Consider the following 26,004-nt stretch of genomic DNA (forward strand, 5'->3'; position numbering starts at 1 on the left):
CTCCCGGACTTCGACCAAGGAGCCCTCATGGACTTCGACGGAATCCTGTTCTTCCCGCTCACCCCCTTCGACGAGCGGGGGGACCTCAACGAGGCCGCGTTCGAGCGGCACGTGGCGTCCGGCCTCGACCACGGGGCGGGCGGCGTGTTCGCGGCGTGCGGCACGGGCGAGATCCACGCCCTGTCCGCCGAGGAGCACGCCCGCGTGGTGGAGCGCGCGGTCGCCGTCACCGCGGGCCGGGTGCCGGTCGTCGCCGGTGCGGGCGGCAGCGTGCGCACCGCGGTGGAGCAGGCCGCAGCGGCCCGCGACCTCGGCGCCGACGGCGTCCTGCTGCTGCCGCCCTACCTGGTGGGCGCGCCCCAGCGCGGCCTGGTGGACTACGTCCGCACCGTCACCTCCGCCGTGGACATCCCGGTGGTGGTCTACCAGCGCGGCACCATGGTGTTCACCCCCGACAGCGCCGCCGAGATCGCCCGGATCCCCTCCGTGGTCGGCATCAAGGACGGCGTGGGCGACCTGGGGCGGATGCACCAGATCGTGCTGGCGGTGCGGGAGCGGCGCGGGGACGACTTCGTCTTCTTCAACGGCCTGCCCACCGCCGAACTGACCTTCCGGGCCTACCGGGGGGTGGGGGTGCCGCTGTACTCCTCGGCGGCGTTCGCGTTCGTGCCCGAGGTGGCCACCGCGTTCTACGAGGCGGCCCACGCGGGCGACCCGCTGGCCGACACCCTGGTCCGGGTGTTCTACGACCCGCTGGTCCGGCTGCGCGACCGGGTCCCCGGCTACGCGGTCTCCCTGGTCAAGGCCGGGGCGCGGCTGCGCGGCGCCGACGTGGGCGGGGTGCGGCCGCCGTTCGTCGACCCCACCGAGGACGAACTCGCCGAGCTGCGCGCGATCGTCGACGCCGGGCTGGCCGCGGTCGGAAAGAGCTGACCGGGCATGCGGATCAGCGAGATCACCGCCCAGGCCCACCGGCTGCCGCTGCACCGGGCCTGGGACGGCGGAGTGGACCGCAACGACGTCGTGGTGGTCCGGGTGGTCGCCGACACCGGACAGGTCGGCACCGGGTTCGCCTGGACGCCGCTCATCGGCGCGGGCGCGGTGCTGGCGCTGCTGCGCGACGACTGCCCGGCCGCGCTGCTGGGCCGCGAGGTGAACCCCGGGCCGCGCTGGGACGAGCTGCGCTGGCACCTGCGCGAGGCGGGCACCAGCGGACTGACCCTGATGGCCGCCGCGGCGGTGGACATCGCGCTGTGGGACCTCACCGCGCGCGCCGCCGGGGTGAGCCTGGTCGACCTCATCGGGCGGCGGCGCGCGCACGTGGCGGCCTACGGCAGCGGGGTGAACCTCGACCACACCCTGGAGGAGCTGCTGGAGCAGGTGCGCGGCTGGCTGGCGGCCGGACACCGGGCGGTCAAGATCAAGGTGGGCTCGCCGGAGCTGGACCGCGACGTGGAGCGGGTGGCGGCGGTGCGGGAGCTGATCGGAGACGACCGGCTGCTCATGCTCGACGCCAACCAGCGCTGGGACCTGCCCGCGGCGGTGCGGGCGCTGGCCGCCCTGGAACGGTTCGACCCCTACTTCGTCGAGGAGCCGCTGCCCGCCGACGACCTCGACGCGCACGCGCGGCTGCGCTCGCGCACCGCGGTCCCGTTCGCGATCGGGGAGAACCTGCGCACCGTCGCCGAGTTCGAGGCGGCCCTGGCCGCGGGGGTGTGCGACGTCGCCCAGCCCAACGCGGTGCGGGTGGGCGGCATCACCCCGTTCCTGCGCGTCGCGGAACTGGCCGCGCGCCACAGCGTGCCCGTCGCCCCGCACCTGCTGCCGGAGTTGTCGACGCAGTTGGCGCTGTGCGTGCCGCGGGCGGCGATGGTCGAGGACATCGACCGCGCCTCCTTCGCCGCCCTGGGTGCGCTCGCCCGCCCCAGCGGGGTGGAGATCACCGGCGGGCGGGCCACCGCGCAGACCGGCCCGGGCCACGGCCTGGAGTTCGCCCCCGACCTCGCCCCGATCGCCTGACCCCGCGGAGTCCGGGCCCCCTGGGCCGAGCCCTCTCGGCCCAGGGGAGTCCCAGGCGGCCTCGGGCCGAGGCTTCCGGAGTCCCGGCAGCGGGTCCGGGACCCGATCGGGGCCGGAGACGGCCCGGACCTCACTCCCGGGACACGTCGACGCGGTCCAGCGGGTGGGTGGCCGGGCCGTGCAGGACCTCGCCGTCGAGGCCGAAGCGCGAGCCGTGGCAGGGGCACTCCCACGCCTCCTCGGCGGCGTTGAAGGCGACGATGCAGCCCAGGTGGGTGCAGCGCGCCGACACCGCGTGCGCCGTGCCCGACCCGTCGCGGTAGACGGCGCAGCGCTGCCCGTTCACCCGCACCACGGCCCCCGACCCCGGCGGGATCTCCTCGACCGAGTCGACGTGCGTGGTGGTCAGCCGGTCCCCGATGAAGTGCCGGGCCACCGACGCCTGGAGCCTGAAGAACGCGGGGGCCTCGCGCAGTCCCCGCAGCCGCCGCGGATCGTACAGCTCGGCCCAGGGAGAGGCGCCGCCGGTGATGAGCGCGGCGAGCAGCCTGCCCGACATGACGCCGTTGCTCATGCCCCAGGCGCCGTAGCCGGTGGCGACCCAGACGTGCTCGGTGCCGGGGTGGAACAGGCCGACGTAGGGCACGCGGTCGGTGGTGTGGTTGTCCTGGGCGGCCCAGCGGTGGGTGATCTCGGTGACGTCGAACCGCTCCCGGGTCCACTCGGCCAGCCGCAGGTACATCTCCTCGGTGTCGCCGGTGCCGGGCTTGAACGTCTCCCCGGTGACGATGAGCAGCCGCCGCCCGTCGCCGTAGGGGGTGGTGCGCACCGAGCGGGTGTTCTGCTCGGTGGTGAGGTAGGCGCCGCCGGGGGCCCGGTCGGCGGGCAGCGGCGCGGCCACGACGAGTTCGCGGCGCGGTTCCAGCCGGGAGAACAGCAGCGCCCGGTCGAAGACGGGGTAGTGGGTGGCCACGACGACGTCGCGGGCGGTCACCGTCGCCCCGTTCTCGGTGGTCAGCCGGCACGGGTCGCCCTCGTCCAGGTCGAGCACGCGGGTGCGCTCGTAGACGCTGCCGCCGTGGTCCAGCAGGTCGGCGACCAGCGCCGTCAGGTACTTGCGGGGGTGGAACTGGGCCTGGCCGGTCACCCGGACCGCGCCCGCCACGTCGAACGGCAGGCCGGTGTCGGTGGTGAACGACGCGGGCAGCCCGGCCTCGCGCGCGGCGTCGGCCTCGGCGCGGATCTGGTCGACGCCGTCGGCGGACTCGACGTAGGAGTAGGCGGGCACGCGCTCCAGGTCGCAGTCGGCGCCGAGTTCGTCGGCGACCTCGGCGACGTGCTCGACCGCGTCCTGCTGGGAGCGCGCGTACAGGCGCGCGCCCTCCGCGCCGTGCGCCCTGGCCAGTTGGGAGTAGACCAGGCCGTGCAGTGCCGACAGCTTCGCCGTGGTGTAGCCGGTGGTGCCCGCGGCGACGCGGTCGGCCTCCAGGATCGCCACGGAACGCCCCGCGCGGGCCAGTTCCCAGGCGGTGCAGATCCCGGCGATGCCGCCGCCGACCACGGCGACGTCGACCTCGACGTCGCCGTCGAGCGCGGGGTGCGGAGTGGGCGGGACCGAGTCCATCCAGTAGGACTCGTGGGTTCCGGGCAGCGTCGTCATGGGGAGCCCACTTCCCCTGTTCCCGCCGTGTGACACATGGCGTGGGGCGGTTCCGTGCCGGGGGCCGGCCACGTGGGGGGAGCGCAGGAGGCGCGGGTGATCAGGCGTGCGCCGATCCGGTAGGTGAGGCCGGGGGAGTCGGCTGTGCTCAGGGTGCCGCGGATCTGCTGCATGAGCAGGTCGAAGGCGAGTCGGCCCAGTTCGGCGGCGCCGTTGTCGACGACCGTGATGGGTGGTTGCCAGTTCGCCAGCCAGTGGATGTCCTCGTGGCAGACGAGGGAGAGCCGGTCGGGAACACGGATTCCGGCGCTGGCCAGGGTGGGCAGGACCCCGAAGACCGCCTCGTGGTTGGCGCCGAACAGCGCCGTCATGTCGGGTGCCCGCTCCAGCAGGCGGCGGGTGGCCTCGGCGCCGAACGCGGGGGAGAAGGGGCCGCGCTCCAGCAGGACCGGGTCGGCTTCCAGGCCGTGTTCGCGCAGTGCCTCCTCGTAGCCCGCGTAGCGCTCCCGTCCCGAGTTGGCCGAGGGCAGACCGCCCAGGTAGCCGATCCGCCGGTGGCCCAGTTCCAGCAGGTGGCGGGTGGCGGCGTAGGCGCCCTCGCGGTCGGAGGCCAGCACAGAGGGCGCGCGGCCGTCGTCGGGGGCCCGGATCACGTTGACCACCGCGGTGCCCGCGTCCAGCATCTCGTCGCACGTCGCGGCGTTCTTTCCGGTGCCGATGACGAGCACGCCGTCCACGTTGTGCTCGGCGAGCATGCGCAGCACCGACTCCTCCCGGGCCTCCTCGGCGTCGGTGATGCACAGGATCACCTGGTAGCCCTCGTCGGCGGCGCAGCGCTGCACGACTCCGGCGATGGTGTGGAAGGAGGCGTTGATCAGGTTGTTCATGACCAGGCCGATGAGCTTCGAACGGCGGGAGCGCAGGGCGCTGGCCGCCCGGTTGGGCCGGTAGCCCAGGCGTCTGGCCGCGTTCTCCACCGCGGTGCGGGTCTCGGGCGCGATGAGCGGCGATCCGCTCAGCGCCCGCGACGCCGTGCTGCGCGACACTCCGGCCGCGGCAGCCACATCCTTGAGTGTGACCGCCATGCCCCTCCTCCGGGAGACTGGACCCTCTGCAAACGTTTGCACGATGAGGTCCCCATAATGCCACAGGGTTTGGCGGCTGGGCCGTGCTACCGGCAAGTTTCTCCAGGTTAACTCTGTATTACGCGCTTGACTTCTCGTATTTCCCCTGGTGAACATGATGCAACCGATCCCACAAACGTGGGTGGGCATCGGTTCGGACGAGTGGGAAGAAGAACCATGGACCGCGGTGACGTGACCTGGCGGGGCTACTGGCCCGCAGCGCCCACCCCCTTCGACACCGAAGGCCGCCTCGACGAGGACGCCTGGCGTGCGCTGCTCCGCCTCTACCTGGCGCAGGGCGTGCACGGAGTGCTGGTCAACGGCAGTACCGGCGAGTGGTTCAGCCAGACCCCCGACGAACGCCGCAGCGTGGCCCGGATCGCGGTCGAGGAGATCGGCGGCCGGATCCCGGTGGTCGTCGGCGTCACCGCCTACACCCCCGGCGAGGCGGCACGGCTGGCCCGCCACGCGGCCGACATCGGCGCCGACGGGGCGCTGGCCACCCCGCCGCCCTACGTCCACCCCTCCCCGGCGGAGACCCTCGCCTTCTACACCGAGGTCTGCGCCGCCACCGACCTGCCGTTCATGGTCTACAACTGGCCCCGGGGCGTGGCCGTGGACATGGCCGCCGACCAGGACCTGATCCGCCGTCTGTGCGACATCGACACCGTGGTCGCGGTCAAGGACAGCACCGGCGACTGGCTGCGCATGCTCACCACCGTCGAGTCCGTCGGCGACCGCGTCCGGGTCTTCGGCAGCTTCCTGCACCGCCGCGGACTGGCCGTCCTGCTCGGGATCGGCGGCGACGGCAACATCGACGGCGGGGCGCTGGGGGCGCCCTTCGCGGTCCCCTACTACGAGGCCGTCCGCGCCGGGGACCGCGAGACCGCCCGGCACTGGGCGGACCGCTACACCGCACTGTCGTCGGCGCTGGTCAACCCCGACTACAGCGGACGTTTCGCCTCCCCCGTCCCGCAGCTCAAGGCGGCCATGGCCCTGCTGGGCCAGCCGGGCGGCACGGTGCGGCCCCCGCTGCTGCCCGTCACCGACCCCGACGCGCTCGCCGCGATCGAACGCGCCGTCAAGGCGGCCGGACTGCCCGAGGCACCCACCGCGGAGGCCCGGTGAGCGCCCGCAGGCCGGCGTCCGCCGCCCCCGGTCCGTGGATCGTGCTCCACCTGGACGGGGAGGCGGTCCGCACACCGGCGGGAACCAGCGTCGCCGCCGCGCTCATCGCGCACGGCCGCTGGGACTTCCGACGCGACGCGGTCACCGGCCAACCGCGCGGACCCTTCTGCGGGATGGGGGTCTGCATGGAATGCGAGGTCACCGTGGACGGCACCCCCGGACGACGGGCCTGCCTGGAACGGGTGCGCCCCGGAATGCGGATCGACACCGGCCGCACCGCCCCCGACAGGGAGGACTCATGAGCACCCAGCCGACGGCCGCACCGGCCGGCGCGCGCGGCGGAGACCACCGCGCCGACGCGGCCGTGGTCGGTGCCGGACCCGCCGGACTGTCGGCCGCGCTCACCCTGGCCCGCGGCGGACTGTCGGTCGTCCTCCTCGACGAGCAACCCGAACCCGGCGGCCAGTACTACCGCCGCCCCGGACCGGAGGTGACCGAGCGCCTCGGCGACCACCGTCCCGAGGGCGCCCGCCTCGTCGCCGAGGTCCGCGCCGCCGGGGTGCGCGTGCTCACCGGGCACACCGTCTGGGGCGTCAGCGACGACCGCGCCGCGCTGCTGGCCGTCGCCCCCGACGGCACGACCACGCGCGTCCACGCCGCCCACACCGTCATCGCCACCGGGGCCTTCGAGCGCGCCATCCCGTTCGCCGGATGGCACCTGCCCGGCGTCGTCACCCCCGGACTGGCCCAGCACATGGCCGAGGAGGGGGTCGCCGTGGGCTCCCGGGTGCTGGTCGCCGGATCGGGGCCGTTCCTGCTGCCGGTCGCCCGCTCCCTGCTGGAGCGGGGCGCCCGCGTCCTCGCCGTGGTCGAGGCCGGAACCCCCTACCGGATGGGCGTACGCGCGCTCGGCGCCGCCCGCTTCCCCGGCCGCCTGGCGGAACTCTCCTCCCACCTGCTGGGCCTGGCCCGCCACCGTGTCCCCCTGCTGCAGGGAGCGGTCGTCACCGAGGCTCGCGGCCGGAGCCGGGTGGAGTCGGCGACCGTGGCCCCGCTGCGGGACCCGCACCGGGTCCTGCACCGCTACGACGTGGACGCGTTGTGCGTGGGATACGGCTTCCGCCCGCAGACCGACCTCGCCCAACTGCTGGGCTGCGCGATGCGCCGCGACCCCGCCACCGGCGACCAGACCCCCGTGGTGACCGGCCCCGGCCGCACCTCCCGCGCGGGCGTGTACGTCGTGGGGGAGGCCGCCGGGGTGGCCGGGGCCCCGAGCGCCCTCGCCCGGGGGGAGGCCGCCGCCCTGGACGTGCTGGCCCGCGCGGGGGGACCCGCGACCCGGGCCGCCCGGCGGAGCGTCGCCGTCCGCCTGGCCCGCGCACGCCGGTTCGCCGACCTCACCGCCGCGCTCTACCCCGCGCCGGGCGTCCTGGCCGACGCCCTCGTCTCCGCGCTTCCCGACCACGCCCTGGTCTGCCGGTGCGAGTCGGTCACCGCGGGAGCCGTGCGCGCGGCCGCCGCCGAACCCGGCGGCGCCGAGGTGCCCGGGATCAAAGGCGCCACCCGCGCCGGGATGGGCCCCTGCCAGGCACGGGAGTGCGGGCCGGCGCTGGCCGCGCTGCGCGACCGCACCGGGGCGCCCGGCCAGGCCGCCGTCCCCGCCCGGATGCCGGTGCGCCCCCTGCCGCTGACCGCCGTGCCCGCCCCCGAGCACACGACCGACCGGAGGAAGCCGCATGGGCACCGCTGACGCCGTCATCGTCGGAGCGGGCGTGCTCGGTTGCGCGACCGCCTTCGAACTCGCCCGGTCCGGCCTGCGCGTGGTCGTGCTGGAGCGCGGGGCGCCCAACCGGGAGGGCTCCGGAACCACCGCGGGCAACCTGCACATCCAGGCCATCCACACCCGCCGCCCCGGCCAGGAGGTCCCCGTCGACAGCGCCCGGCTGCTGCCCGTGCAGCACGCCGCCGGACTTCTGTGGGAGGACGTCGAGACCCGACTGGACGCAGACCTGGAGGTCCGGCGCAACGGCGGGTTCATGGTCGCCGAGACCCCCGAGCAGTACGCGGAGCTGCGGACCAAGCACCGCTGGGAGACCGGGATCGGTCTGCGCACCGAGGTACTGGATGGCGACACCGCCCGCCGGGAACTGCCGCTGCTGGGCCCCTCCGTGACCGCCGCCACCTGGTGCCCCCACGACGGCTACGCCAACCCGCTGAAGACCGGCCCCGCCTACCTGGCAGCGGCCCGCCGCCACGGCGCACGCGTTCACGCCTTCACCCCGGTGACCGGCCTGACCCGGCACACCGGCGCCTGGCGGGTCCACACCGCCCACGACCACTACGACACCCCCGTCGTCGTCAACGCCGCCGGACCGTGGATCGCCCAGGTCTGCGCCCTGGCCGGAGCGGACGTGCGCATGGCCCCGGTCGCCATCCAGATGCACGCCACCGTGCGTGTCCCACCGGTCCTGCGCCACCTGGTGCAGCACATCGGGGAAGGGCTGTCGGTCAAGCAGGTCGCCGCGGGCAACGTCCTCATCGGCGGCGGCTGGCCGGCCCGCCGCCTCGACCTGGCGGGGCGCAGTGAGGTCAGCGTGGAAAGCCTCGTCGGCAACGTCGACCAGGCCGGACGGGTCCTGCCGTTCCTCGCCGGGCTGCGGCTGCTGCGCACCTGGGCCGGGCCACTGGCCGCCACCCCCGACGAGATGCCCCTCATCGGGGAGGTCCCCGGCCACACCGGCCTCTACGTGGTCGGCGGCACCTACGCCTTCACCTTCGCCCCGCTGTGGGCGGAGACGCTCCGCCGACTCGTCACGGGCGGGCGCCCCCGCGTCGACGTCACCGACTTCTCCCCCCGACGACTGATGGGGACCGACCGGACCGCCCCCAAGTCCCGACTGCCGGAAGGAAAGACCCAGTGCTGAACCACAACCGCCCACGGCCCGAGCCCGGAGAGGCGTCCGCGCCCGGATCGCTGTGGTTGACCAACGCCCACGTGGTGGACGTGCGCACCGGCGATTTGCGCCGCGACCGCAACGTGGAGATCACCGGCGGACGCGTCGCGCGGATCACCGCCGAGGCGCCCGCCCCCGGCGAACGCACCGTCGACCTGGGCGGACGCTACCTGGTGCCGGGACTGATCTCGGTGCACACCCACCTGTCGGTCCTCTACCCCTTCAGCGACGCCGACGACGACGAGGACTCCGCGACCACGGTGCTGCGCGCCGCGGCACGCGCCCGCGACGCCCTGAACGCCGGAGTCACCACGGTGCGCACACTCGGCGAGCAGAACCGCGCCGACCTCATGCTGCGCGCGGCGGCCGCCGAGGGCTGGGCCCCGGCGCCCCGCATCGTGGGCGCCGGACTGGCGGTCTCCACCACCGGCGGACACGGCAAGGGCGGCCTCAGCGTCTTCGCCGACGGCCACGACGCCTTCCTGCGCGCCGCACGCGCCGAACTGGACGCCGGGGCCGACCACATCAAGATCTTCATCACCGGAGGCATCGCCCACCTGGGCGAGACCTTCAACAGCTCCCAGACCTCCCCCGAGGAGATGCGCGCCGCGGTACGCGCCGCCCGGGAGCACGGCACCTACGTCGTGGCGCACGCCGGGGGCTCCGGCGCGATCAGGGAGGCGCTGGCCTGCGGGGTGCGCGGCTTCGAGCACGGATACGACCTCGACGGGGAGACCATCGCGCAGATGGCGCGCCACCGGGCGTTCCTCACCCCCACCCTGACCGTGACCCGCTGCCCCGACTGGATGCGCGCCCACGACTTCACCGAATGGCAGATCGAACTGGCCATGGAGGTCGGTCCCAGGCACCTGGACAGCATCCGGCGCGCCGTCGCCCAGGGCCTCAACACCACGGGCGACCCCGAGGCACCGGGCATCACCATCGTCACCGGCACCGACTACCCGCCCGGTGAACCCATGGACGGCACCGTCACCCAGGTCCGCGAGATGCAGTTCCTCACCGACGCGGGACTCTCCCCGCTCCAGTCGCTGCAGGCCGCCACCGTCAACGCCGCGCGCCTGGTCATGCTCGACCACGAGATCGGGCTGGTGGAGGAGGGATACGTCGCCGACCTCATCGCGGTGGGCTCCGACCCCACCTCCGACATCGCCGCCCTCCACGACATCCCCCTGGTGGTCCAGGGAGGCCGCGTCGTGCGCGACGACCTGCCCGCAGCTCCCACCGGAGGACAGCAGTGACCCACTCCCACGACCGCCCCCTGCGCCTGGCCGTGGACATCGGCGGCACGTTCGTCGACGCCATCGCCTACGACGAACGCACCGGCCTGATGCGGCTCAACAAGGCGTCCACCACCCCGGACGACCCCGCGGCGGGCGTGCTCGACGCGGTCGGCGGCCTCATCGCCGACCTGGGCGACGTCGAGGCGTTCGTGCACGGCACCACCCTCGGGCTCAACGCGATCCTGCAACGCAGGGGAGCCGACGTCGGCATCCTCACCAACGAGGGATTCCGCGACATCTTCGAGATCGCGCGCGCGGCGATCCCCGCCGACCACATGTACGACTTCTCCTACAGCGGCCCGCCCCCGCTGGTGCCGCGCCGCCACCGCCTGGGCGTGCCCGGACGGATCGACGCACAGGGCGGGGTCGCCACCGAACTCGACGAGGACGCCGTCGTCGCCGCCGGACGCCTCCTCGTGGAGGAGGGAATCACCTCCGTCGCGGTGTGCTTCCTGCACTCCTACGCCAACCCCGAGCACGAGCGGCGCGCCGCCGCCCTGCTGCGCGAGGCGTTCCCCGGCCTGTCGGTGTCGGTTTCCACCGACACCACCCGCGAGTACCGCGAGTACGAACGCACCAGCACCGCCGTCATGGACGCCTACATCCGCCCCGTCCTCAACGACTACATCAGCGTCCTCGACCGGGGCCTGCGGGAGCGGGGGCTGGCCGACCCGATGCACATCATGCGCTCGGGAGGCGGCGCGATGACCGCCGACCTGGCCCGGCGCGCCCCCCTGGCCACCGTGCTGTCCGGACCGGCCGGAGGAGTGGTGGGCGCGTCCTACCTGGCACGCGAACTCGGCCACCCGCGCATCCTCTCCTTCGACGTGGGCGGCACCAGCATCGACTCGTGCGTGATCGTCGACGGCGAGCCCGGCGAGGTCCACGAGGCCGCCATCGACGGCTTCCCGCTGCTCATCCCCATCTTCGACCTGCGCACCATCGGGGCGGGCGGCGGTTCGATCGCCTGGATCGACGACGGCCTGCTCAAGGTCGGTCCGCGCAGCGCCGGAGCGGTCCCCGGCCCCGTCGCCTACGGCAACGGCGGCACCGAACCCACCGTCACCGACGCCGCCCTGGTCCTGGGCTACCTGGACGCCGCCGAATTCCTCGGCGGGCGGATGCGCGTCGACACCGCCGCGGCCGCCGAAGCCGTCGCCGACCGCCTCGCCCGCCCCCTGGGTGTCGGCGTCGACGAGGCCGCGGCCAGCGTGTTCCGCGTGATGCTGGCCCGGTCCGTGGGCGCGCTGCGGGAGATCACCGTGGAACGCGGTCTGGACCCGCGCGAGTTCGCGCTGCTGGCCTTCGGCGGCGCGGGCCCCCTCATCGGCCCGATGCTGGCCCGCGACATGGACATCGGCACCGTGGTCATCCCCCGGGTGCCCGCCGCGTTCTCCGCGTTCGGCATGCTCATGTCGGACCTGGAGTACGAGTTCTCCACCACCGTGCTGCGCCCCCTGGACGACACCGGGGTGGCGGCCCTGGAACCGCTGTTCGAGGAACTGGAGGCCCAGGCCCGCGACATGCTCGCCGCCCAGGGGGTGCGGGACGCGCAGAGCACGCTGACCCGGCGCCTCGACGTGCGCTACCGGGGCCAGGAGCACACCTTGGGCATCGACCTGGTCGAAGGCGACACCGCGGCGTCCGTCCTCGGCAGGTTCCACGAACTGCACCGCTCCCGTCACGGCCACGCCATGGACGAGCCGGGAGAGGTCATGACGCTGCGCGTGCGCGCCGTGGGCCACCTGCCCAAACCGGGACTGGTCGAGGCCCCCGCCGCCACCGGCGCCGCCGAGCCCGTCGCCAAACGCGACGCCTACGACCTGGCCACCGGCCGGACCACGCCCTTCGCCGTCTACCGGCGCGACCACCTGGCCCCGGGACAGCGCCTGGACGGTCCCGCCGTCGTCGAGGAGGGCACCTCCACCACGGTCATCTTCGGCGACCAGCGCCTGACCGTCGACCCCTACGGACACCTGTTGGTCACCGCGGCCGACCCCGCGGCCGACCCGGAACGGGAGGACCGCCCATGAGCACCCCGACCCCGCCCCTGGACGGCGCCACCGTCGAGGTCATCCGCAACTACGTGGTGTCGGTCGCCGAGCAGATGCGCCGCACCCTGGTCAGGTCGGCCTTCAACCCGGTCATCTACGACGTCCTGGACTTCGGGATCTCGCTGTACGACTCCAGACTCCAACTGATGGCGGAGGCCGCGGGCATCACGCACTTCCTCGGCGCCAACGACCACGCCGTGGTCAAACTGGTGGAGTACGTCGGCGTCGAGAACATGGGTCCCGGCGACGTGTTCATCATGAACTACCCGTACTGGAGCGGCGCCCACGCCTACGACGCGATGCTGTGCGCTCCCGTCCACCGCGACGACCACGACGGGCCCGCCGCGTTCCTCGCGGTGCGCGCGCACTGGATGGACCTGGGCGCCAAGGAGCCCGGCTACGTGCTGGACTCCACCGACATGCACCAGGAGGGGCTGATCTTCCCCGGCACCCGGATCGTGGCCGCAGGCGAGACAGTGCGCGACATCGTCGAACTGATCCGGTTCAACTCGCGGCTGCCCGAGGCGACCATCGGCGACTTCCACGCCCAACTGGCCGCCCTGCGCACCGGAGAGGCGCGGCTGCGCCAGGTGTGGGACAAGTTCGGCGGCGACCGGGTGGAACGCGCCATCGACCAGGTCATCGAGCACGGCGAACGGATGGCGCGGCGTGCCGTGGCCGCGCTGCCCGACGGCACCTGGACGGCCGTCGACTACGTCGACGACGACTACGTCACCGACGACCTCATCCGGATGGAGGTGAGGGTGACCATCGACGGCGAGGAGATGACCGTCGACTTCAACGGCTCCGACGGCGCCGTGGCCGGGCCCGTCAACCTGCCCATCGGCTCCACCCTGGGTCTGGCCAAGGCCGCGTTCAAGGGACTGACCACCTCCACCGAACCCACCAACGCGGGCCACTTCCGCCCGCTGAGGGTCGAGGCCGACCCCGGCAACTTCTTCCACGCCGTCTACCCGGCCGCGACGTTCACCCAGTGGAGCGCCATCGTCGCCTTCGAACTTATCTACAAGGCGCTGTCGCAGGTCCTGGACTCCCTGCCCGCCTCCAGCGGTGGCGACGAACCCGGCTTCATGGCCCTGGGCCGCGACCCGCGCACCGGACGGGACTACGTGGTCAGCAACAACGAGGGCATCGGCTGGGGCGCGGCCCGCGACCACGACGGCGGCACCGCCCAGCAGCACCCCTCCCAGACCACCGTGCGCAACACCCCCGTCGAGGTGCTGGAGCACAGGGCCGCGCTCTTCCACGAGCGGCTGGAGCTCATCCCGGACTCCGGCGGGGCCGGACGCCGCCGCGGCGGACTCGGCGTGGAACGGCAGGTGCGCTTCACCGCCGACGGCGAGGTGCTGTCCATGAAGAAGAAGAGCAAGACCCGCCCGTGGGCGCTGCACGGCGGGCACGAGCCCGAGCCCAGCGAGATGGTGCTGTGGCCGGACACCGACCGCGCCAAGCGCGTGGGCATGTACCGCACCGCGATGGCCGCGGGCGAACGCTTCGTCAACCGCACCGCGGGCGGGGGCGGATACGGCGACCCGCTGGACCGCGACCCGGCCGCCGTCGTCGCCGACGTCAGCGACGGCTACGTCAGCGTCGACGCGGCCCGGGAGCTCTACGGCGTCGTCGTCGCCGACGACGGGACCTGGCACCCCACCCCCGCGCGGTCGGCCCGCCAGGCCGCGCGGGACGCGGCCGGATAACCCCCGCCGGCCGCCCTCCCCGCACGCTCCGACCACCACCCGCCCCGAACCGGCCCGCGCCCCCGACACGTCGGGGGCCGGCCGCCGAGGGGAGCGGCCCACCGCACGCGCCGGGCCGTCCCCCGCGTCACCCACCCCACCGTCCGTCCCGGTGTCGGCCAACGGCGACCGATCCGGTCAGCAGTCCGGCGGCGTCCTCGCGGACGCCGCGGAACCGAAGGGCAGAAGAACCAGTGCGACCGAACAACACCCACAAGGCGTCCCCCCGATCCCACCGCCGTCCCCGGCTCGCCGCCGGCGCGCTCACCGCGGCAGCCGCGCTGGCCCTCACCGCCTGCGGCGGAGGCGGCGGCGCCGGAGCCGGCACGGCCCGCGCCGAAACGCTCATCATCGCCGAGAACGAGCCCCCGGCGACCTTCGACCCGGTACAGGCCAACAACTCCACCGTGGACGAGGTGGTCCGCCCCGCCTACGACACCCTCGTGCGGTTCGAGGACGGCGAGATCGTGGGATCGCTGGCCACCGAGTGGACGGTCTCCGACGACGGGACCGTCATCGAGATGACCCTGCGCGACGACGTCACCTTCCACGACGGCGCCGCGCTCACCGCACACGACGTCGTCTACACCCTGGACCGGGCCAAGCGGCTGCAACTCGGCGTGGCCTCCTTCATCGCCGCCTACGACTCCGCCGAGGCGGTCGACGACACGCACCTGACCATCCGGCTCAGCAGGTCCCACGCGCCCTTCCTCGCCGCGCTCAGCCGCGTCTACGTCCTCAACTCCGCACTGGTGGAGGAGAACGCCGGGTCCGACGACGGCCAGCAGTGGCTGGCCACCAACGACGCGGGGTCCGGCCCCTACCGGATCACCGGCTACACCCCCAACCAGGAGGCGGCCTTCGAACGCCACGACGAGTACTGGGGCGGCTTCGACGGCCAGCCGCAGAAGGTGGTCTTCCGCTACCTGTCCGAAGCGTCCACCCAGGCCACCGCCCTGCGTCAGGGCGACATCGACATCGCGATGGACATCGCCCCCAACGACTGGGCCTCCTTCGAGTCGACCGGGGGGTTCGTCGTGGACCGGGCCGACACCAACGTCGTGCTGTACGGGCTGTTCAAGATGAGCGGCGAGACCCCGATGGAGGACGCGGCCCTGCGGGAGGCCGTCTCCTACGCCTACGACTACGACCAGCACCTGGAGAACATCCTCCACGGGGCGGGCAACCGGGCCCGGGGGGTGCTGCCCGGCGGCATGCCCTGCCACGACGCCGAGGTGCTCCAGCCCGGGTACGACCCGGACAGGGCACGCGAGATCCTGGAGGAGGCCGGGATCGAGAACGTCTCCATCACCATGACCTACCTGGAGGCCACCGCGGAGATGGAGCAGGCCGCGACCCTGCTGCAGTCCAACCTCGCCGAGATCGGCGTCGACCTGAAGCTGCAGGCCGTCACCTACCCGCAGTACGTGGAGCTGACCGCCGCCGTCGACGACATCCCCGACCTGGGGATGATCTACACCTTCCCCGCCTTCCCCGACCCTGACGCCGTGCTCTACCAGAGCTTCCACTCCCAGTTCGTCGGGGCCGGGATGAACTACGGCGGCTACGCCAACCCCGAGGTGGACGAGCTGGTCGAGCGCGCCCAGAGCGCCACCGACGAGGAGCGGCGCTGCGCCGACTACACCGAGGCGCAGTCGATCATCGCCGAGGACCACGCGGCACTGGCCCTGTCCAACCCCCAGTACGTCACGGTCCTCTCCGACGGCGTCGAGGGCTACGCCTACGACGCCGCGCACCACCAGACCGTGGACGTCTACCGGATCAGCAAGGGCTGACCGCGTCCGCCGGTGCGGCGGTCCCGTCCGGACCGCCGCACCGGTCCCGGACCCCGAACACTCCGACACCACGAGGGGAGGCCCGGTGATCGCGTTCCTCGCCCGGCGACTGGGCATGATGGTCCTCGTCCTGACCGGTCTCGTCACGGTCACGTTCCTCATGACCCAGGTGCTGCCCGGAGACCCGGCCCGCGCGGCCGCCGGACGCAACGCCACCGCCGAACAGGTCGAGGCGGTACGGCGGCGCCTGGGCCTCGACGAGCCGGTACCCGCGCAGTTCGCCGACTACGTCGGCCGCGTCCTCCACGGCGACCTGGGCACCTCGGTGTTCACCCAGCGCCCCGTCGTCGACGACATCGCCCAGACCCTGCCGTCATCGATCGAACTCGTCCTGGCCGCCATGGCGGTCAACATCGTTGTCGCCGTCCCACTCGGCGTGCTCTCCGCCTACCGGCGCGGCAGGGCCGCCGACCTCGCCGCCCGACTCGTCGCGCTGCTGGGGGCCGCCGTCCCCGTGTTCTGGCTGGGGCTGATCCTGCAACTGCTGCTGTCCGCGCAGTGGAACCTGCTGCCGCTGACCGGCCACCTCGGCTTCGACTCGGAGGTCCTGCGAAGGACCGGGATGACCACGGTGGACGCCCTGCTCGCGGGAGACCTCGCGGCGTTCGGCGACGCGCTGCGCCACCTGGTGCTGCCCGCCGTGACACTGGCGGCCTCCTACATCGCGGTCGTGACCCGCACCCTGCGCTCCACCATGATCAGCGCGCTCGACGCCGACTACATCACGCTGGCCCGCGCCACCGGGGCCTCGGAGTGGCGGGTGGTGGTCTCGCACGGACTGCGTAACGCGCTCGTGCCCACCAGCACCATCCTCGGCATGCAACTGGGCTGGATGCTCGGCTCCACCGTCCTGGTGGAGTCCATCTTCGGACGCACCGGCATCGGCGCCTACTCGGTGACCGCGGTGCTGCAGAACGACCTCTACGCCGTCATCGGCGCGGTCCTGGTGATCGGGGTGGTCTTCGTGGCCGCCAACTTCGCCGTGGACCTGGTCCAACTGTGGCTCAACCCGCGATTGCGCGGTGAGGGCCGCCGCGCCCGCCGCGGCGGGGCGCCCGCCACCGCGGACGCGGGGGGACCGGCATGACCGCCCCCGCCGCACCGACCCGAAGACCCCGAAGACGAGGACAGAGGAAGGACCCGCCCATGCCCGACACCGGGGGACCACCCGCCGCACGTCCCGAGGCCGGCGCCGCGCCGCCGGCCCTCTCCGGTCCGCGCCGCCTGCTCGGACTCCCCGCCCGCCCGTCCGCGCGGCGGCGCGTCGGAGTCGTCGACCGGATCGCCGTGGCCGTGGCCGTCCTCATGGTCCTGGTCGCGGTGTTCGGCCCCCACCTGGCCCCCGCGGACCCCTACGCGGTGGACCTGACCAGGGCACTGCGACCGCCCGGCGGCGAGCACTGGCTGGGCACCGACGCCAACGGCCGCGACATCCTCAGCCGCATCCTCACCGGCGGCCGGATCACCCTGATCGCCACGATCGCGGTGATCGCCGCCGCGGCCGTCATCGGCACCGTCGTGGGCACCCTGGCCGCGCTCGGCGGACGGGTCGTCGACGAGATCCTCATGCGCCTGTGCGACATCGGGCTCTCCCTGCCCGCGATCGTCGTGGCACTGGGACTGGCCGCCGCGATGGGACCGAGCCTGAGCTCGGCGGTCGTCGCGCTGGCCGCCACCTGGTGGCCCGGTTACGCCCGCCTGGTGCGCACCCTGGTGCGGGAGGTCCGCGACGCCGAGTACGTGGAGGCCGCGCGGGTGCTCGGTGTCCCCCGACGCCGCCTGGTGTTCAGGCACATCCTGCCCAACGCCCTGGACACCCTCTACGTGCAGGTCACGTTGGACGTCTCCGCCGTGATGCTGGTCATCTCCGGACTGTCCTTCGTCGGGGTCGGCGCTCAGGTGCCCTCCGCCGAGTGGGGGGCGATGATCGCGGCCTCCCGCGACACCGCCGTCAGCGCCTGGTGGGCGGTGGTCTTCCCCGGCCTGGCCATCGCCGTCACCGCGATCAGCGCCAACCTGGTCGGCGACTGGCTGCGGGTCCGCAACGACCCCACCCTCAGGACGGGAGAGAACGCATGAGCGCGTCGCACGGCCCCGCCCCGCTGCTGGACGTGCGCTCCCTGCGGGTGGGCTTCCCCGCCCCCGGCGGGACGCGCGACGTCGTCCACGGTGTGGATCTCCGGGTGGCCGCCGGTGAGCGCGTCGCCCTGGTCGGGGAGTCGGGCTCCGGCAAGTCGGTGACCGCCCGCTCCGTCCTCGGCCTGGACCCCGACGCCCGCCTGTCCGGCCAGATCCGCGTCCGCGGCCGTGACGTGCTCACCCTGCCCTCCCGGGAGGTGCGCCGGATCCGGGGAGCCGAGGTCGGCCTGGTCTTCCAGGACCCGCTCGCCGCCCTCAACCCGGTCAGGACCGTCGGTTGGCAGATCACCCAGCCGCTGCGCATCCGCGGTGTCGGCCGCCGCGAGGCGCGGCGCCGCGCGGTCGAACTGCTCGCCCGACTCGGCGTCTCCGACCCCGACCGCCGGTTCGACGACTACCCCCACCAGTTCTCCGGCGGCATGCGCCAGCGCGTGGTCATCGCCATCGCCGTCATCGCCGAACCCGCGCTGCTCATCGCGGACGAACCCACGACCGCGCTGGACGTGCGCGTGCAGGACCAGGTTCTGCGGCTGCTGGACGAACTCGCCCGGGAACGCGGTATGGCCGTGCTCCTCATCACCCACGACCTGGGCATCGTCGCCGGGTTCGCCGACCGTGTGGTGGTGATGCGCACGGGACGCGTGGTGGAGGAGGGGGCGGTGGACGACGTCTACGCCGCCCCCTCCCACCCCTACACCCGCGGCCTGCTCAACGCGGTGCCGCGCATCGACCGCGGACCGGACCAGCGGCTCAGCACCGTCGCCGAGTACCTGGACGTCCACGACACGCCCGCCGAGAGGAGCCGAACGTGACCCCGGACGCCGCCGAACCGCTGCTCGCCGTGCGACACCTGGTCAAGACCTTCCCCGGCCGCCTCGGTGAACCGGGCAGGCGCGCCGTCGACGACGTGTCCTTCACCGTCGCGCCGGGCGAGGCGCTGGGCCTGGTGGGCGAGTCGGGATCGGGCAAGTCCACGACCGCGCGCTGCGTGGCCCGGCTGCTGCGCCCCGACTCCGGCCGGGTGGTCGTGGCCGGACGCGACATCACCCGCGCCGGGCACCGGGAGCTCACCCCGGTACGCCGCGACATGCAGATGATCTTCCAGGACCCCTACTCCTCGCTCAGTCCGCGCATGACCGCGGCCGAACTGGTGGGGGAGGGGCTGCTCGTCCACGGAATCGAACCCGATCCCGCCCGGCGCCGCGACCGCGTGGTGGAACTGCTGGAACTGGTGGGACTGGAGGCCGCCCACCTGGACCGGTACCCCAGGTCCTTCTCCGGCGGGCAGCGCCAGCGCATCGCCATCGCCCGGGCGCTGGCGGTCGGTCCCCGGCTGCTGATCTGTGACGAGCCGGTGTCGTCGCTGGACGTCTCGGTGCAGGCCCAGATCCTCAACCTGCTGCGGGACCTGCGCGCCCGCCTGGGACTGTCCCTGCTGTTCATCGCACACGACCTGGCCGTCGTGCACTACCTGTGCGACCGCGTCGCCGTGATGAGCGCCGGGACGGTCGTGGAGATCGGCGACCGGGAACACGTCTACCGCGACCCCCGGCACCCCTACACGCGTTCCCTGCTGGACGCGGTTCCCCTCCCCGACCCGGCCGCCGAGCGCGCCCGCGCCGCGGCCCGGTCCTGAGTCCCGAACCCCCGAAAGGAGACCCGTCGTGGCGACGGTCCGCATGTTCGTCAACGGCCAGGCCATGTCCGGAGGCGAGATCAACCACGCGCTGTCCGGCGCGGTGTTCCTCGGCCCCGCCGAGACCGCCCCGCTGTACCGCTTCTACTCGGTGCGTGACGAGTTCCCCGGGCTGCATCCCGTGGGGCCCGGGGGCTTCGGTGTGCCCGGGGAACTCTACGAGGTCGACTACGCCCGGCTCCGCGACCGGCTGCTGCCCGAGGAGCCCCCGGAACTGGAGCTGGGAGTGATCGAACTGTCCGACGGCACCGGCTCCCTGGCCATGCGCATGCGCGCCGAGGCCCTGGACGCGCCGGGCGTCACCGACATCAGCGGCGCGGGCGGCTGGCGCGCCTACCTCGCCGCCCCGGCCCGGAAGGAGCGGATGTGAGCGGTACGGAACCGGTGACCCTGGTCGTCCGGGGCGCAACGGTGGTCAACGCCGACTGGCAGGGCAGGGCCGACGTGTTCGTGTCCGGGGAAACGGTCGCCGCGCTCGCCGCCCCCGGAACCCCCGTGCCCGGCGGCGCGGGCGCGGCCGAGATCGACGCGTCCGGTCTGCTGGTGCTGCCGGGAGGCGTGGACCCGCACTGCCACGTCGGCTTCACCTCCGGTGACTACACCTCGCTGGACGACTACCGGCAGTGCACCACCGCCGCGGTGTTCGGCGGTACCACCACCATCGTGGACTTCGCCATTCCCCGCCCCGGGGAGCGCCCCGCCGATGCCGCCCGGAAGCAGCGGGACAAGGCGGCGCGGGGGGTGTGCGACAGCGCCCTGCACGGCTGCGTCGTCGAGTGGGACGACACGACCGCCGACCAGCTCGCGGAGATGAGCGCCGCGGGGGTGCGCACCGTCAAGATGTTCACCACCTACCGCGGCGAGAGCATGGCTGACGAGGACACCATCCTGCGCACCATGAAGACGCTGCGCGACCTGGGCGGCATGGTGGTCATCCACTGCGAGGCCGACCACATCGTCAGCGACACCCAGACCCGCTGCGCCGCCGAGGGCCGCATCGGCGCCGGACACATGGCCGCCACCCGCCCCGAGCTGGCCGAGACGGCCTCGGTGGCCGAGATCCTGGCCATCGCCGAGTCGGTGGGCGCGCCCGTGTACTTCGTGCACCAGTCCACCGCCGAGGCCGTGGAGCTGGTGGCCGCGGCCCGGCGGCGCGGTGTCCGCGCCTACACCGAGGCGGTGGCCCACCATCTGGTCCTCGACGACAGTGTCTACGCGGGCGAGCACCCCGAGCGGTTCGTGTGCTGCCCGCCGCTGCGGCCGCGCGCGGCGGTCGAGGCGCTGGGGCGGCACCTGTTCACCGGCGAGGTGTCCACCATCGGCAGCGACCACTGCTGCTACGACACCGCGCAGAAGGAGGAGCGCCACCACGACGTGCGGGTCATGCCCAACGGCCTGCCGGGGGTGGAGACGCGGCTTCCGGTGGTCTTCTCCGAGTACGTGGTGGGCCACGGGCTGGAGCCGACCCGGTTCGTGGAGCTGACCGCGGCCAACCCGGCGCGGGCCAACGGGATCTACCCCCGCAAGGGGGCGGTGCTGCCGGGTTCGGACGCCGACATCGCGCTGTGGGACCCGGGTGCGCGCTGGCGGGTGCGCGCGGAGGAGCTGCACATGGCCACCGACTACACGCCCTACGAGGGCAGGGAGCTGACCGGCCGCCCCGTGACCGTCCTGGTGCGGGGGCGGGTGGTGGTCCGCGACGGCGTCCTGGTCGACGGCACCCCGCGCGGTCGGCACGTCCCCTCCGGCCCCATCCCCGCCCGGCTGTAGCGCACGCGCCGCCCCGAAGGGACGGGAAAGGCCCCGACGCGCGTCGGGGCCTTCCGGAAAGAAGAGGAGAGCGGGAGGGCTGGACATCTTGGAAATGTGGTTGAGCAGGAAGCCCTCTCATGGCCTCGTCCGGGTGATTGTACCCCACGGTCACTCGGGGACGAGAGCACTCCACCGGTCGGGGGTGAAGACGTCCACCCCGTCGGGCAGGTCCTCGGGGCGCTCCAGGCCGACGTAGGCGGTCCGTCCCCGGGGCCCGCGCCCGGCGGGGGAGGCGACCTCCGCGCCGTTGCGGCGCATCAGGTCCGCGAGGTGGCCGACGGTCAGGTACTCGCGCTCCAGGATCGACCGGGCCAGCAGGGCGGTGCTGACGCGGTTGCCCTCCACCCGGTTGAAGCGGGGCTCTCCGCTCAGGACCAGGTGCGTCCACCGGGCCGTCCACACGCCGGAGGCGTCGCGGGCGAACACCAGCGGCAGGACCACCTGCCCGCTGCCGCGCAGGTCGGACCTGACCCGGACGGTGCGCGGTTCGAAGGGCAGGCCCTCCTGCTCCCCGTCGCGGGTCATGTACCCGAAGAAGGACTCGGCGACCTGGTCGAACCCCTCTCCGGAGTAGACGTTGACCTGCGGTACGACGTACCGGGCAGGCACCCTGGACAGGTCGAGGTCGATCATCTCCGTGGCGCCCTCGGGCGCGGGGGCCTCGACGATGTCGCCGGAGTGGACCGCGCCGTACCCGCTGAGGCTGGTCCAGGACACCTGCCCGCCGTACTGGAAGTCGTCGTTGAGCAGCAGCACCGACAGGTCGAAGTCGGTGTCGCTCCGCTGCTGCGTCCAGTGGACGAAGAACCGCAGGTGCCGACCGTCCACGGACGTCACCGACCCCCGGGGCAGGACGCCGAACCCGCCCGGGACGGCCTTGCCCGAGCGGGGCAGGGCCGCCGTGCGGACCGCCGGGTCGACCAGGACCAGGTCGTAGGCGGGCAGCCGGCGCGCGATCTCGTCGTCGAGCACGCGGTTGACCCGGTCGACGACCGCCCGGTCCAGCGGCGGCCTGCCGTCGGGGACCGTCCAGGCCCGGCCGGTCCGGTTGACGAAGAGGCGGGCCGTGCCGGGCAGGGCGCGGTTGGTCAGGTGCTCGCGCGCGGCCAGCAGCACCCGCCCCGACACCTGCCCGACGGTGTCGGCCAGGGCGGCCACGACGGCGTCGGCCCGCTCGGGGGCGGAGAGGCGCAGCAGCCGGTCGAGGGCGCGGACGAGCATGCCGGGAGCCTGGACGAGGAGGGGAAGCGCCCGGTCCGGGCCGCCGTCGGCCAGGGCGAGTTCGACGCGGGCGGCCAGGGAGCGGACCCGCCGGTCGCCGCGCGCCACGGCGAACACCTCCTGGGCGTGGGGCAGGCGGGGATGCTCGTGCGGATGCAGGCTCTCGCCCAGGCGCTTCCACCGGTCGGCGAACCGGTTGACGTCGGCGAGCTTGGCCGGGGCGGCGCCGACCACCCGGTCGAGCGCGGCCAGCAGCGCGCGCCGGTCGCGGCGGGCCAGGGACCGGAACCGGGTGGGCTCGGCCAGGGTGACGTCGCCGCCCGACAGCGCGCAGGCCAACCGCAGCACGTCGGTGACGGTGTCCACCAGCAGGGGCCTGTCGTGCGTCAGGCGGACGCGGTTGACCAGCGCCCGGTTCTCCCGCACCGGGACGGTCCGCGGCTGTTCGGCGTCGACGCAGTAGGCGGCCAGGGTCTCCAGCAGGCGCAGGTCCTCGTCGTTCAACGGAACCGGGCTGGCGGCCAGGGCGAGGTAGCGGGCGTGCGCCTCCTCCGGCAGCGGCCGTCCCAGGTGCAGGACGCTGACCCGGTCCTTCACCGAGGGGACGAGGTCGTCGTGGGCGGCCAGCAGGTCGGACCACGAGTGCTGGTAGCGGCCGTAGGAGGGCAGCGCGAGCAGGTCGATCCCCCCGGCGGTCAGCAGGCGCCGACCGTCGACGCCCTCGTCGGCGGGGTCGGTCAGCGCCCGGGACAGGCAGTCCAGCCAGAACTCCACGGTGTCGGGAACGTTGGCGGGAAAGTCCCTGAAGTAGACGTTGTGCGCGACGTGGTCGCCCACCGCCTCACGCACCGCGGCCAGGACCCGCACGGCGGTGTCGATCACGGTCTCGGGCCGCAGCCCCGACAGGTGCTCCAGCAGTTCCCGTGAGCACTTGAAACCGATCCGCAGGAGCGCGGCGTCCAGTTGCCGGGCCGCCGCCGCGCCGTCGCCCGGCTCCCCCTCGGGGGCGGGCACGCGCAGTGTCGTGCGGATGATCTGGGTCGTCAGCATGGGCACAGTCTTGCGGGCGGAGTCGGCGGGGGGAAGCGATTAACGGGAGCGGGCACGCCCGCCACGGTCGCCTCCGACGGCGCGGTTCTCCCGGATGCGGGTCCGGAGAGGAGCGGGAGACGCCGGGAGGTCGGAAGGACCCGTGACACCGCCGCGGCCGTCCCCCGCGCCCGCCGCGAACCGGCCGGGGCGGGGGTCAGCGCCGTGTGGGCGGGGCGGTGCTCTCGCGGGCGATGACCTCGCCGCTGACCGCGACCACGCGGGACTCCTGGGCGGACTCCCCGTTGTCGTCCAGGGCCAGGCGGGCCGCCTCCTCGCCCATCCGCTCCAGGGGCAGGCGCACCGTGGTCAGGGCCGGGGTGAGGTCGCGCAGCGTGGGAATGTCGTCGAACCCCGCCACCGACAGGTCCTCGGGCACCCGCAGCCCCAGGTCGCGCAGGGCGGCCATCGCCCCGGTGGCCATGACGTCGTTGACCGCGAACAGGCAGGTCGCGTCCGTTCCCGCGGCCATCAGGCGGCGGGTGGACTCGTAGCCGCCGTCGCGGGTGAACGCGCCGTGCACCACGTTGTGGTAGGCGAGGTCGATGCCCGCGCTCGACAGCGCGGAGTGGAACCCGTCCAACCGGTCGCGCGCGGCGCGCAGGTCGGTGGGACCGGCCAGGATCGCGAACCTGCGGTGGCCCTGATCGACGAGGTGCCGGGCCAGCGCGGCGGCGCCGTTGCGGTTGTCGGGGACCACCGTGTCGGCGGGCAGCCCCTCCTGCGACACGCAGGCGACCCGCCCGCCCTGCTTGGTGAAGGTCCTGATCTCACCGGCCAGTCTGCGGGTGCTCTCCTCGTCGATCGTGCGGCTGCCCACCAGGACCACGGCGCGGGCGCGGTGCGCGCGCAGGGTCGCCAGCAGTTGGGTCTCGCGCTGGGGAGCCCGACCGGTGGTGCCCAGCACCACCACCAGCCCCTCGTCCTCGGCGCGGCGGGTCACCCCCGCGGCGATGCTGGAGAAGTAGGGGTCGGCGATGTCGTGCACGATGAGCCCCACCAGGGAACTGGTGTTGCGGGCCAGTGTCTGCGCCGACGCGTTGGCGAGGTAGCCGAGTTCGCGGGCGCTGGCGGTGACCCGTTCGCGCAGCTTCTCACCGACCTGCCGGGTGCTGCCGTTGATCACGCGCGACGCGGTCGCCAGGGACACCCCGGCATGCTTGGCCACCTGCTCCAGTGTCACGTATCCGGACCCCACCCCGTCGCCCTTTCCGCTGCGTGCCACCAGGAAAACTCTTTCCCTTCCGATCGTAGAGCAGCGGCGACGTGTCAGGAATCCGCGCCGCTGATCCCGCCCTGTGCATTCTGTCGCAGTTCGGAGCGCCAGGTCCTCCTGGGACGCCATCCCAGGGCCCTGCGCGCCGCCTCTGAGCTGAAGGCGGCGCGGCCGTCGGCCAGGGCGCCGGCCGCCTCCGCGGTGGTGGGGTGGAACCGCGGCAGCAGTTCGTCGAGCGGGCGCGCGGCCAGCGGGTCCTCGGCGACCGCGTGGAGGACCTGGCCGTTGGCCACCCGCTCGGGGTGCTCGACGACCAGCGCGAACAGTTCGGCGGCGTCGCGGGCGTCGATGTAGTTGAACAGCGACCCGGCCGCCAGTTCCGGGTCGGCCAGGCGCTCGGCGACGGTGTGCCCCTGCTGGGTGGGAGCGCCCGCCCACTCCTCGGGGGCGATCACGTAGCCGGGGCGCACGACCGACAGCACGCAGTCGCCGCTGGTGCGGGCCACCGCGCGCACCGTCTCCTCGATGATGAGCTTGCTCAGCCCGTAGGCGTGCCACGGCGCGACCGGGTGCTCCTCGTCCAGCGGCAGGTAGCGGGGGCGCCAGGAGGGGGTGTTGTACCCGAAGACGGTCGGGCTGGAGGCGGCCACGGCCGCCCGCGCGCCGCAGGCGACCGCATCGGTGAGCACCGCCCAGGCCAGGCGGGTGTTGACGTCCAGGGTCTCCAGGTCGGGGCGGGCGAACGGAACCGCGATGCCCGCCAGGTGGACCACCCCCTCGGGGCGGGCGTCGGCGAAGACCCCGGCGCGGGCGCGCTCGTCGAGCAGGTCGGCGACCACGCCGCGCACACCGGGGATCTGCGGGCCGGGCGCGATGTCGACGGAGGTGACGTCGTGTCCGCGTTCGGCCAGGACGGCGACGACGCTGCGGCCGAGCCGCCCCGAGCCGCCGGTGACGAGGACGCGCATGGGTACCGCC

21 protein-coding genes are annotated in these 26,004 nt (G+C 73.8%); 16 read left to right on the forward strand and 5 right to left on the reverse strand.

Going from position 1 to position 26,004, the window contains the following annotated elements:
• The first annotated feature begins 27 nt into the window (after nt 1-27).
• Together NI17_RS03735 and NI17_RS03740 are read left to right on the forward strand one after the other, a co-directional pair.
• Nucleotides 28-933, forward strand: coding sequence for a 5-dehydro-4-deoxyglucarate dehydratase (locus NI17_RS03735; RefSeq protein ID WP_068689373.1), 906 nt, complete (start codon nt 28-30; stop codon nt 931-933).
• A 6-nt stretch (nt 934-939) separates the two neighbouring features.
• The gene (locus tag NI17_RS03740) at nt 940-2,019 is read left to right on the forward strand and encodes a mandelate racemase/muconate lactonizing enzyme family protein (protein ID WP_068689372.1); all 1,080 of its coding nucleotides are present in this window, start codon (nt 940-942) and stop codon (nt 2,017-2,019) included.
• A 130-nt stretch (nt 2,020-2,149) separates the two neighbouring features.
• On the opposite strand, the gene NI17_RS03745 is transcribed toward NI17_RS03740, so the two are convergent.
• Together NI17_RS03745 and NI17_RS03750 are read right to left on the reverse strand one after the other, a co-directional pair.
• A complete protein-coding gene (locus NI17_RS03745) occupies nt 2,150-3,679 on the reverse strand; it encodes an FAD-dependent oxidoreductase (protein WP_119267527.1) in 1,530 nt (509 codons plus the stop codon).
• Nucleotides 3,676-4,764, reverse strand: a complete 1,089-nt coding sequence (locus NI17_RS03750) for a LacI family DNA-binding transcriptional regulator (RefSeq protein WP_068689368.1) — start codon at nt 4,762-4,764, stop codon at nt 3,676-3,678. The genes NI17_RS03745 and NI17_RS03750 overlap by 4 nt, the downstream gene beginning before the upstream one ends.
• 216 nt (nt 4,765-4,980) lie before the next feature.
• Here NI17_RS03750 and NI17_RS03755 point away from each other — a divergent pair, with 216 nt between their 5' ends.
• The 14 genes from NI17_RS03755 to hydA all read left to right on the forward strand — a co-directional run bounded on the left by NI17_RS03755 (nt 4,981) and on the right by hydA (nt 21,458).
• Nucleotides 4,981-5,931: a dihydrodipicolinate synthase family protein gene (locus tag NI17_RS03755; RefSeq protein ID WP_068689366.1), complete on the forward strand. Its 951-nt coding sequence runs from the start codon at nt 4,981-4,983 to the stop codon at nt 5,929-5,931.
• Nucleotides 5,928-6,233, forward strand: coding sequence for a (2Fe-2S)-binding protein (locus NI17_RS03760; protein WP_068689364.1), 306 nt, complete (start codon nt 5,928-5,930; stop codon nt 6,231-6,233). The genes NI17_RS03755 and NI17_RS03760 overlap by 4 nt, the downstream gene beginning before the upstream one ends.
• Entirely contained in the window at nt 6,230-7,681 is a 1,452-nt protein-coding gene (locus NI17_RS03765) for an NAD(P)/FAD-dependent oxidoreductase (protein WP_199859971.1), read from the forward strand. Before NI17_RS03760 ends, NI17_RS03765 begins: the two co-directional genes overlap by 4 nt.
• Nucleotides 7,668-8,855: an NAD(P)/FAD-dependent oxidoreductase gene (locus NI17_RS03770; RefSeq protein WP_119267604.1), complete on the forward strand. Its 1,188-nt coding sequence runs from the start codon at nt 7,668-7,670 to the stop codon at nt 8,853-8,855. The genes NI17_RS03765 and NI17_RS03770 overlap by 14 nt, the downstream gene beginning before the upstream one ends.
• Complete coding sequence (locus NI17_RS03775; RefSeq protein ID WP_068689360.1) at nt 8,849-10,144, forward strand: amidohydrolase family protein; 1,296 nt, start codon at nt 8,849-8,851, stop codon at nt 10,142-10,144. The genes NI17_RS03770 and NI17_RS03775 overlap by 7 nt, the downstream gene beginning before the upstream one ends.
• The gene (locus tag NI17_RS03780; protein ID WP_068689358.1) at nt 10,141-12,219 is read left to right on the forward strand and encodes a hydantoinase/oxoprolinase family protein; all 2,079 of its coding nucleotides are present in this window, start codon (nt 10,141-10,143) and stop codon (nt 12,217-12,219) included. The genes NI17_RS03775 and NI17_RS03780 overlap by 4 nt, the downstream gene beginning before the upstream one ends.
• The gene (locus NI17_RS03785; RefSeq protein ID WP_119267701.1) at nt 12,216-13,958 is read left to right on the forward strand and encodes a hydantoinase B/oxoprolinase family protein; all 1,743 of its coding nucleotides are present in this window, start codon (nt 12,216-12,218) and stop codon (nt 13,956-13,958) included. Before NI17_RS03780 ends, NI17_RS03785 begins: the two co-directional genes overlap by 4 nt.
• Before the next feature lie 233 nt (nt 13,959-14,191).
• Nucleotides 14,192-15,793, forward strand: coding sequence for an ABC transporter substrate-binding protein (locus NI17_RS03790; RefSeq protein ID WP_068689354.1), 1,602 nt, complete (start codon nt 14,192-14,194; stop codon nt 15,791-15,793).
• 85 nt (nt 15,794-15,878) lie between these two features.
• Nucleotides 15,879-16,940: an ABC transporter permease gene (locus NI17_RS03795; protein ID WP_068689352.1), complete on the forward strand. Its 1,062-nt coding sequence runs from the start codon at nt 15,879-15,881 to the stop codon at nt 16,938-16,940.
• Nucleotides 16,941-16,999: 59 nt separating this feature from the next.
• Nucleotides 17,000-17,932, forward strand: coding sequence for an ABC transporter permease (locus NI17_RS03800; RefSeq protein WP_199859970.1), 933 nt, complete (start codon nt 17,000-17,002; stop codon nt 17,930-17,932).
• A complete protein-coding gene (locus NI17_RS03805; RefSeq protein WP_068689350.1) occupies nt 17,929-18,804 on the forward strand; it encodes an ABC transporter ATP-binding protein in 876 nt (291 codons plus the stop codon). Before NI17_RS03800 ends, NI17_RS03805 begins: the two co-directional genes overlap by 4 nt.
• A complete protein-coding gene (locus NI17_RS03810; RefSeq protein WP_068689348.1) occupies nt 18,801-19,628 on the forward strand; it encodes an ABC transporter ATP-binding protein in 828 nt (275 codons plus the stop codon). The genes NI17_RS03805 and NI17_RS03810 overlap by 4 nt, the downstream gene beginning before the upstream one ends.
• A gap of 28 nt (nt 19,629-19,656) precedes the next feature.
• Nucleotides 19,657-20,058 carry an allophanate hydrolase-related protein gene (locus NI17_RS03815; RefSeq protein ID WP_068689346.1) on the forward strand — a complete coding sequence of 134 codons (402 nt, stop codon included), beginning with the start codon at nt 19,657-19,659 and terminating at the stop codon, nt 20,056-20,058.
• Complete coding sequence (hydA, locus tag NI17_RS03820; RefSeq protein WP_199859969.1) at nt 20,055-21,458, forward strand: dihydropyrimidinase; 1,404 nt, start codon at nt 20,055-20,057, stop codon at nt 21,456-21,458. Before NI17_RS03815 ends, hydA begins: the two co-directional genes overlap by 4 nt.
• Before the next feature lie 150 nt (nt 21,459-21,608).
• Here the strand turns inward: hydA and NI17_RS03825 are convergent, their stop codons facing one another.
• The 3 genes from NI17_RS03825 to NI17_RS03835 form a co-directional block, all read right to left on the reverse strand.
• Nucleotides 21,609-23,771: a TerD family protein gene (locus tag NI17_RS03825; protein ID WP_068689344.1), complete on the reverse strand. Its 2,163-nt coding sequence runs from the start codon at nt 23,769-23,771 to the stop codon at nt 21,609-21,611.
• A gap of 196 nt (nt 23,772-23,967) precedes the next feature.
• Nucleotides 23,968-25,008 (reverse strand): LacI family DNA-binding transcriptional regulator, encoded by a 1,041-nt coding sequence (locus tag NI17_RS03830; protein ID WP_068689343.1) that lies wholly within the window; start codon nt 25,006-25,008, stop codon nt 23,968-23,970.
• Between the two features lie 71 nt (nt 25,009-25,079).
• Nucleotides 25,080-25,994, reverse strand: a complete 915-nt coding sequence (locus NI17_RS03835) for an NAD-dependent epimerase/dehydratase family protein (protein WP_068689341.1) — start codon at nt 25,992-25,994, stop codon at nt 25,080-25,082.
• Nucleotides 25,995-26,004: the final 10 nt, after the last annotated feature.

Source organism: Thermobifida halotolerans (assembly GCF_003574835.2).
In the GTDB taxonomy this organism is placed as follows: domain Bacteria; phylum Actinomycetota; class Actinomycetes; order Streptosporangiales; family Streptosporangiaceae; genus Thermobifida; species Thermobifida halotolerans.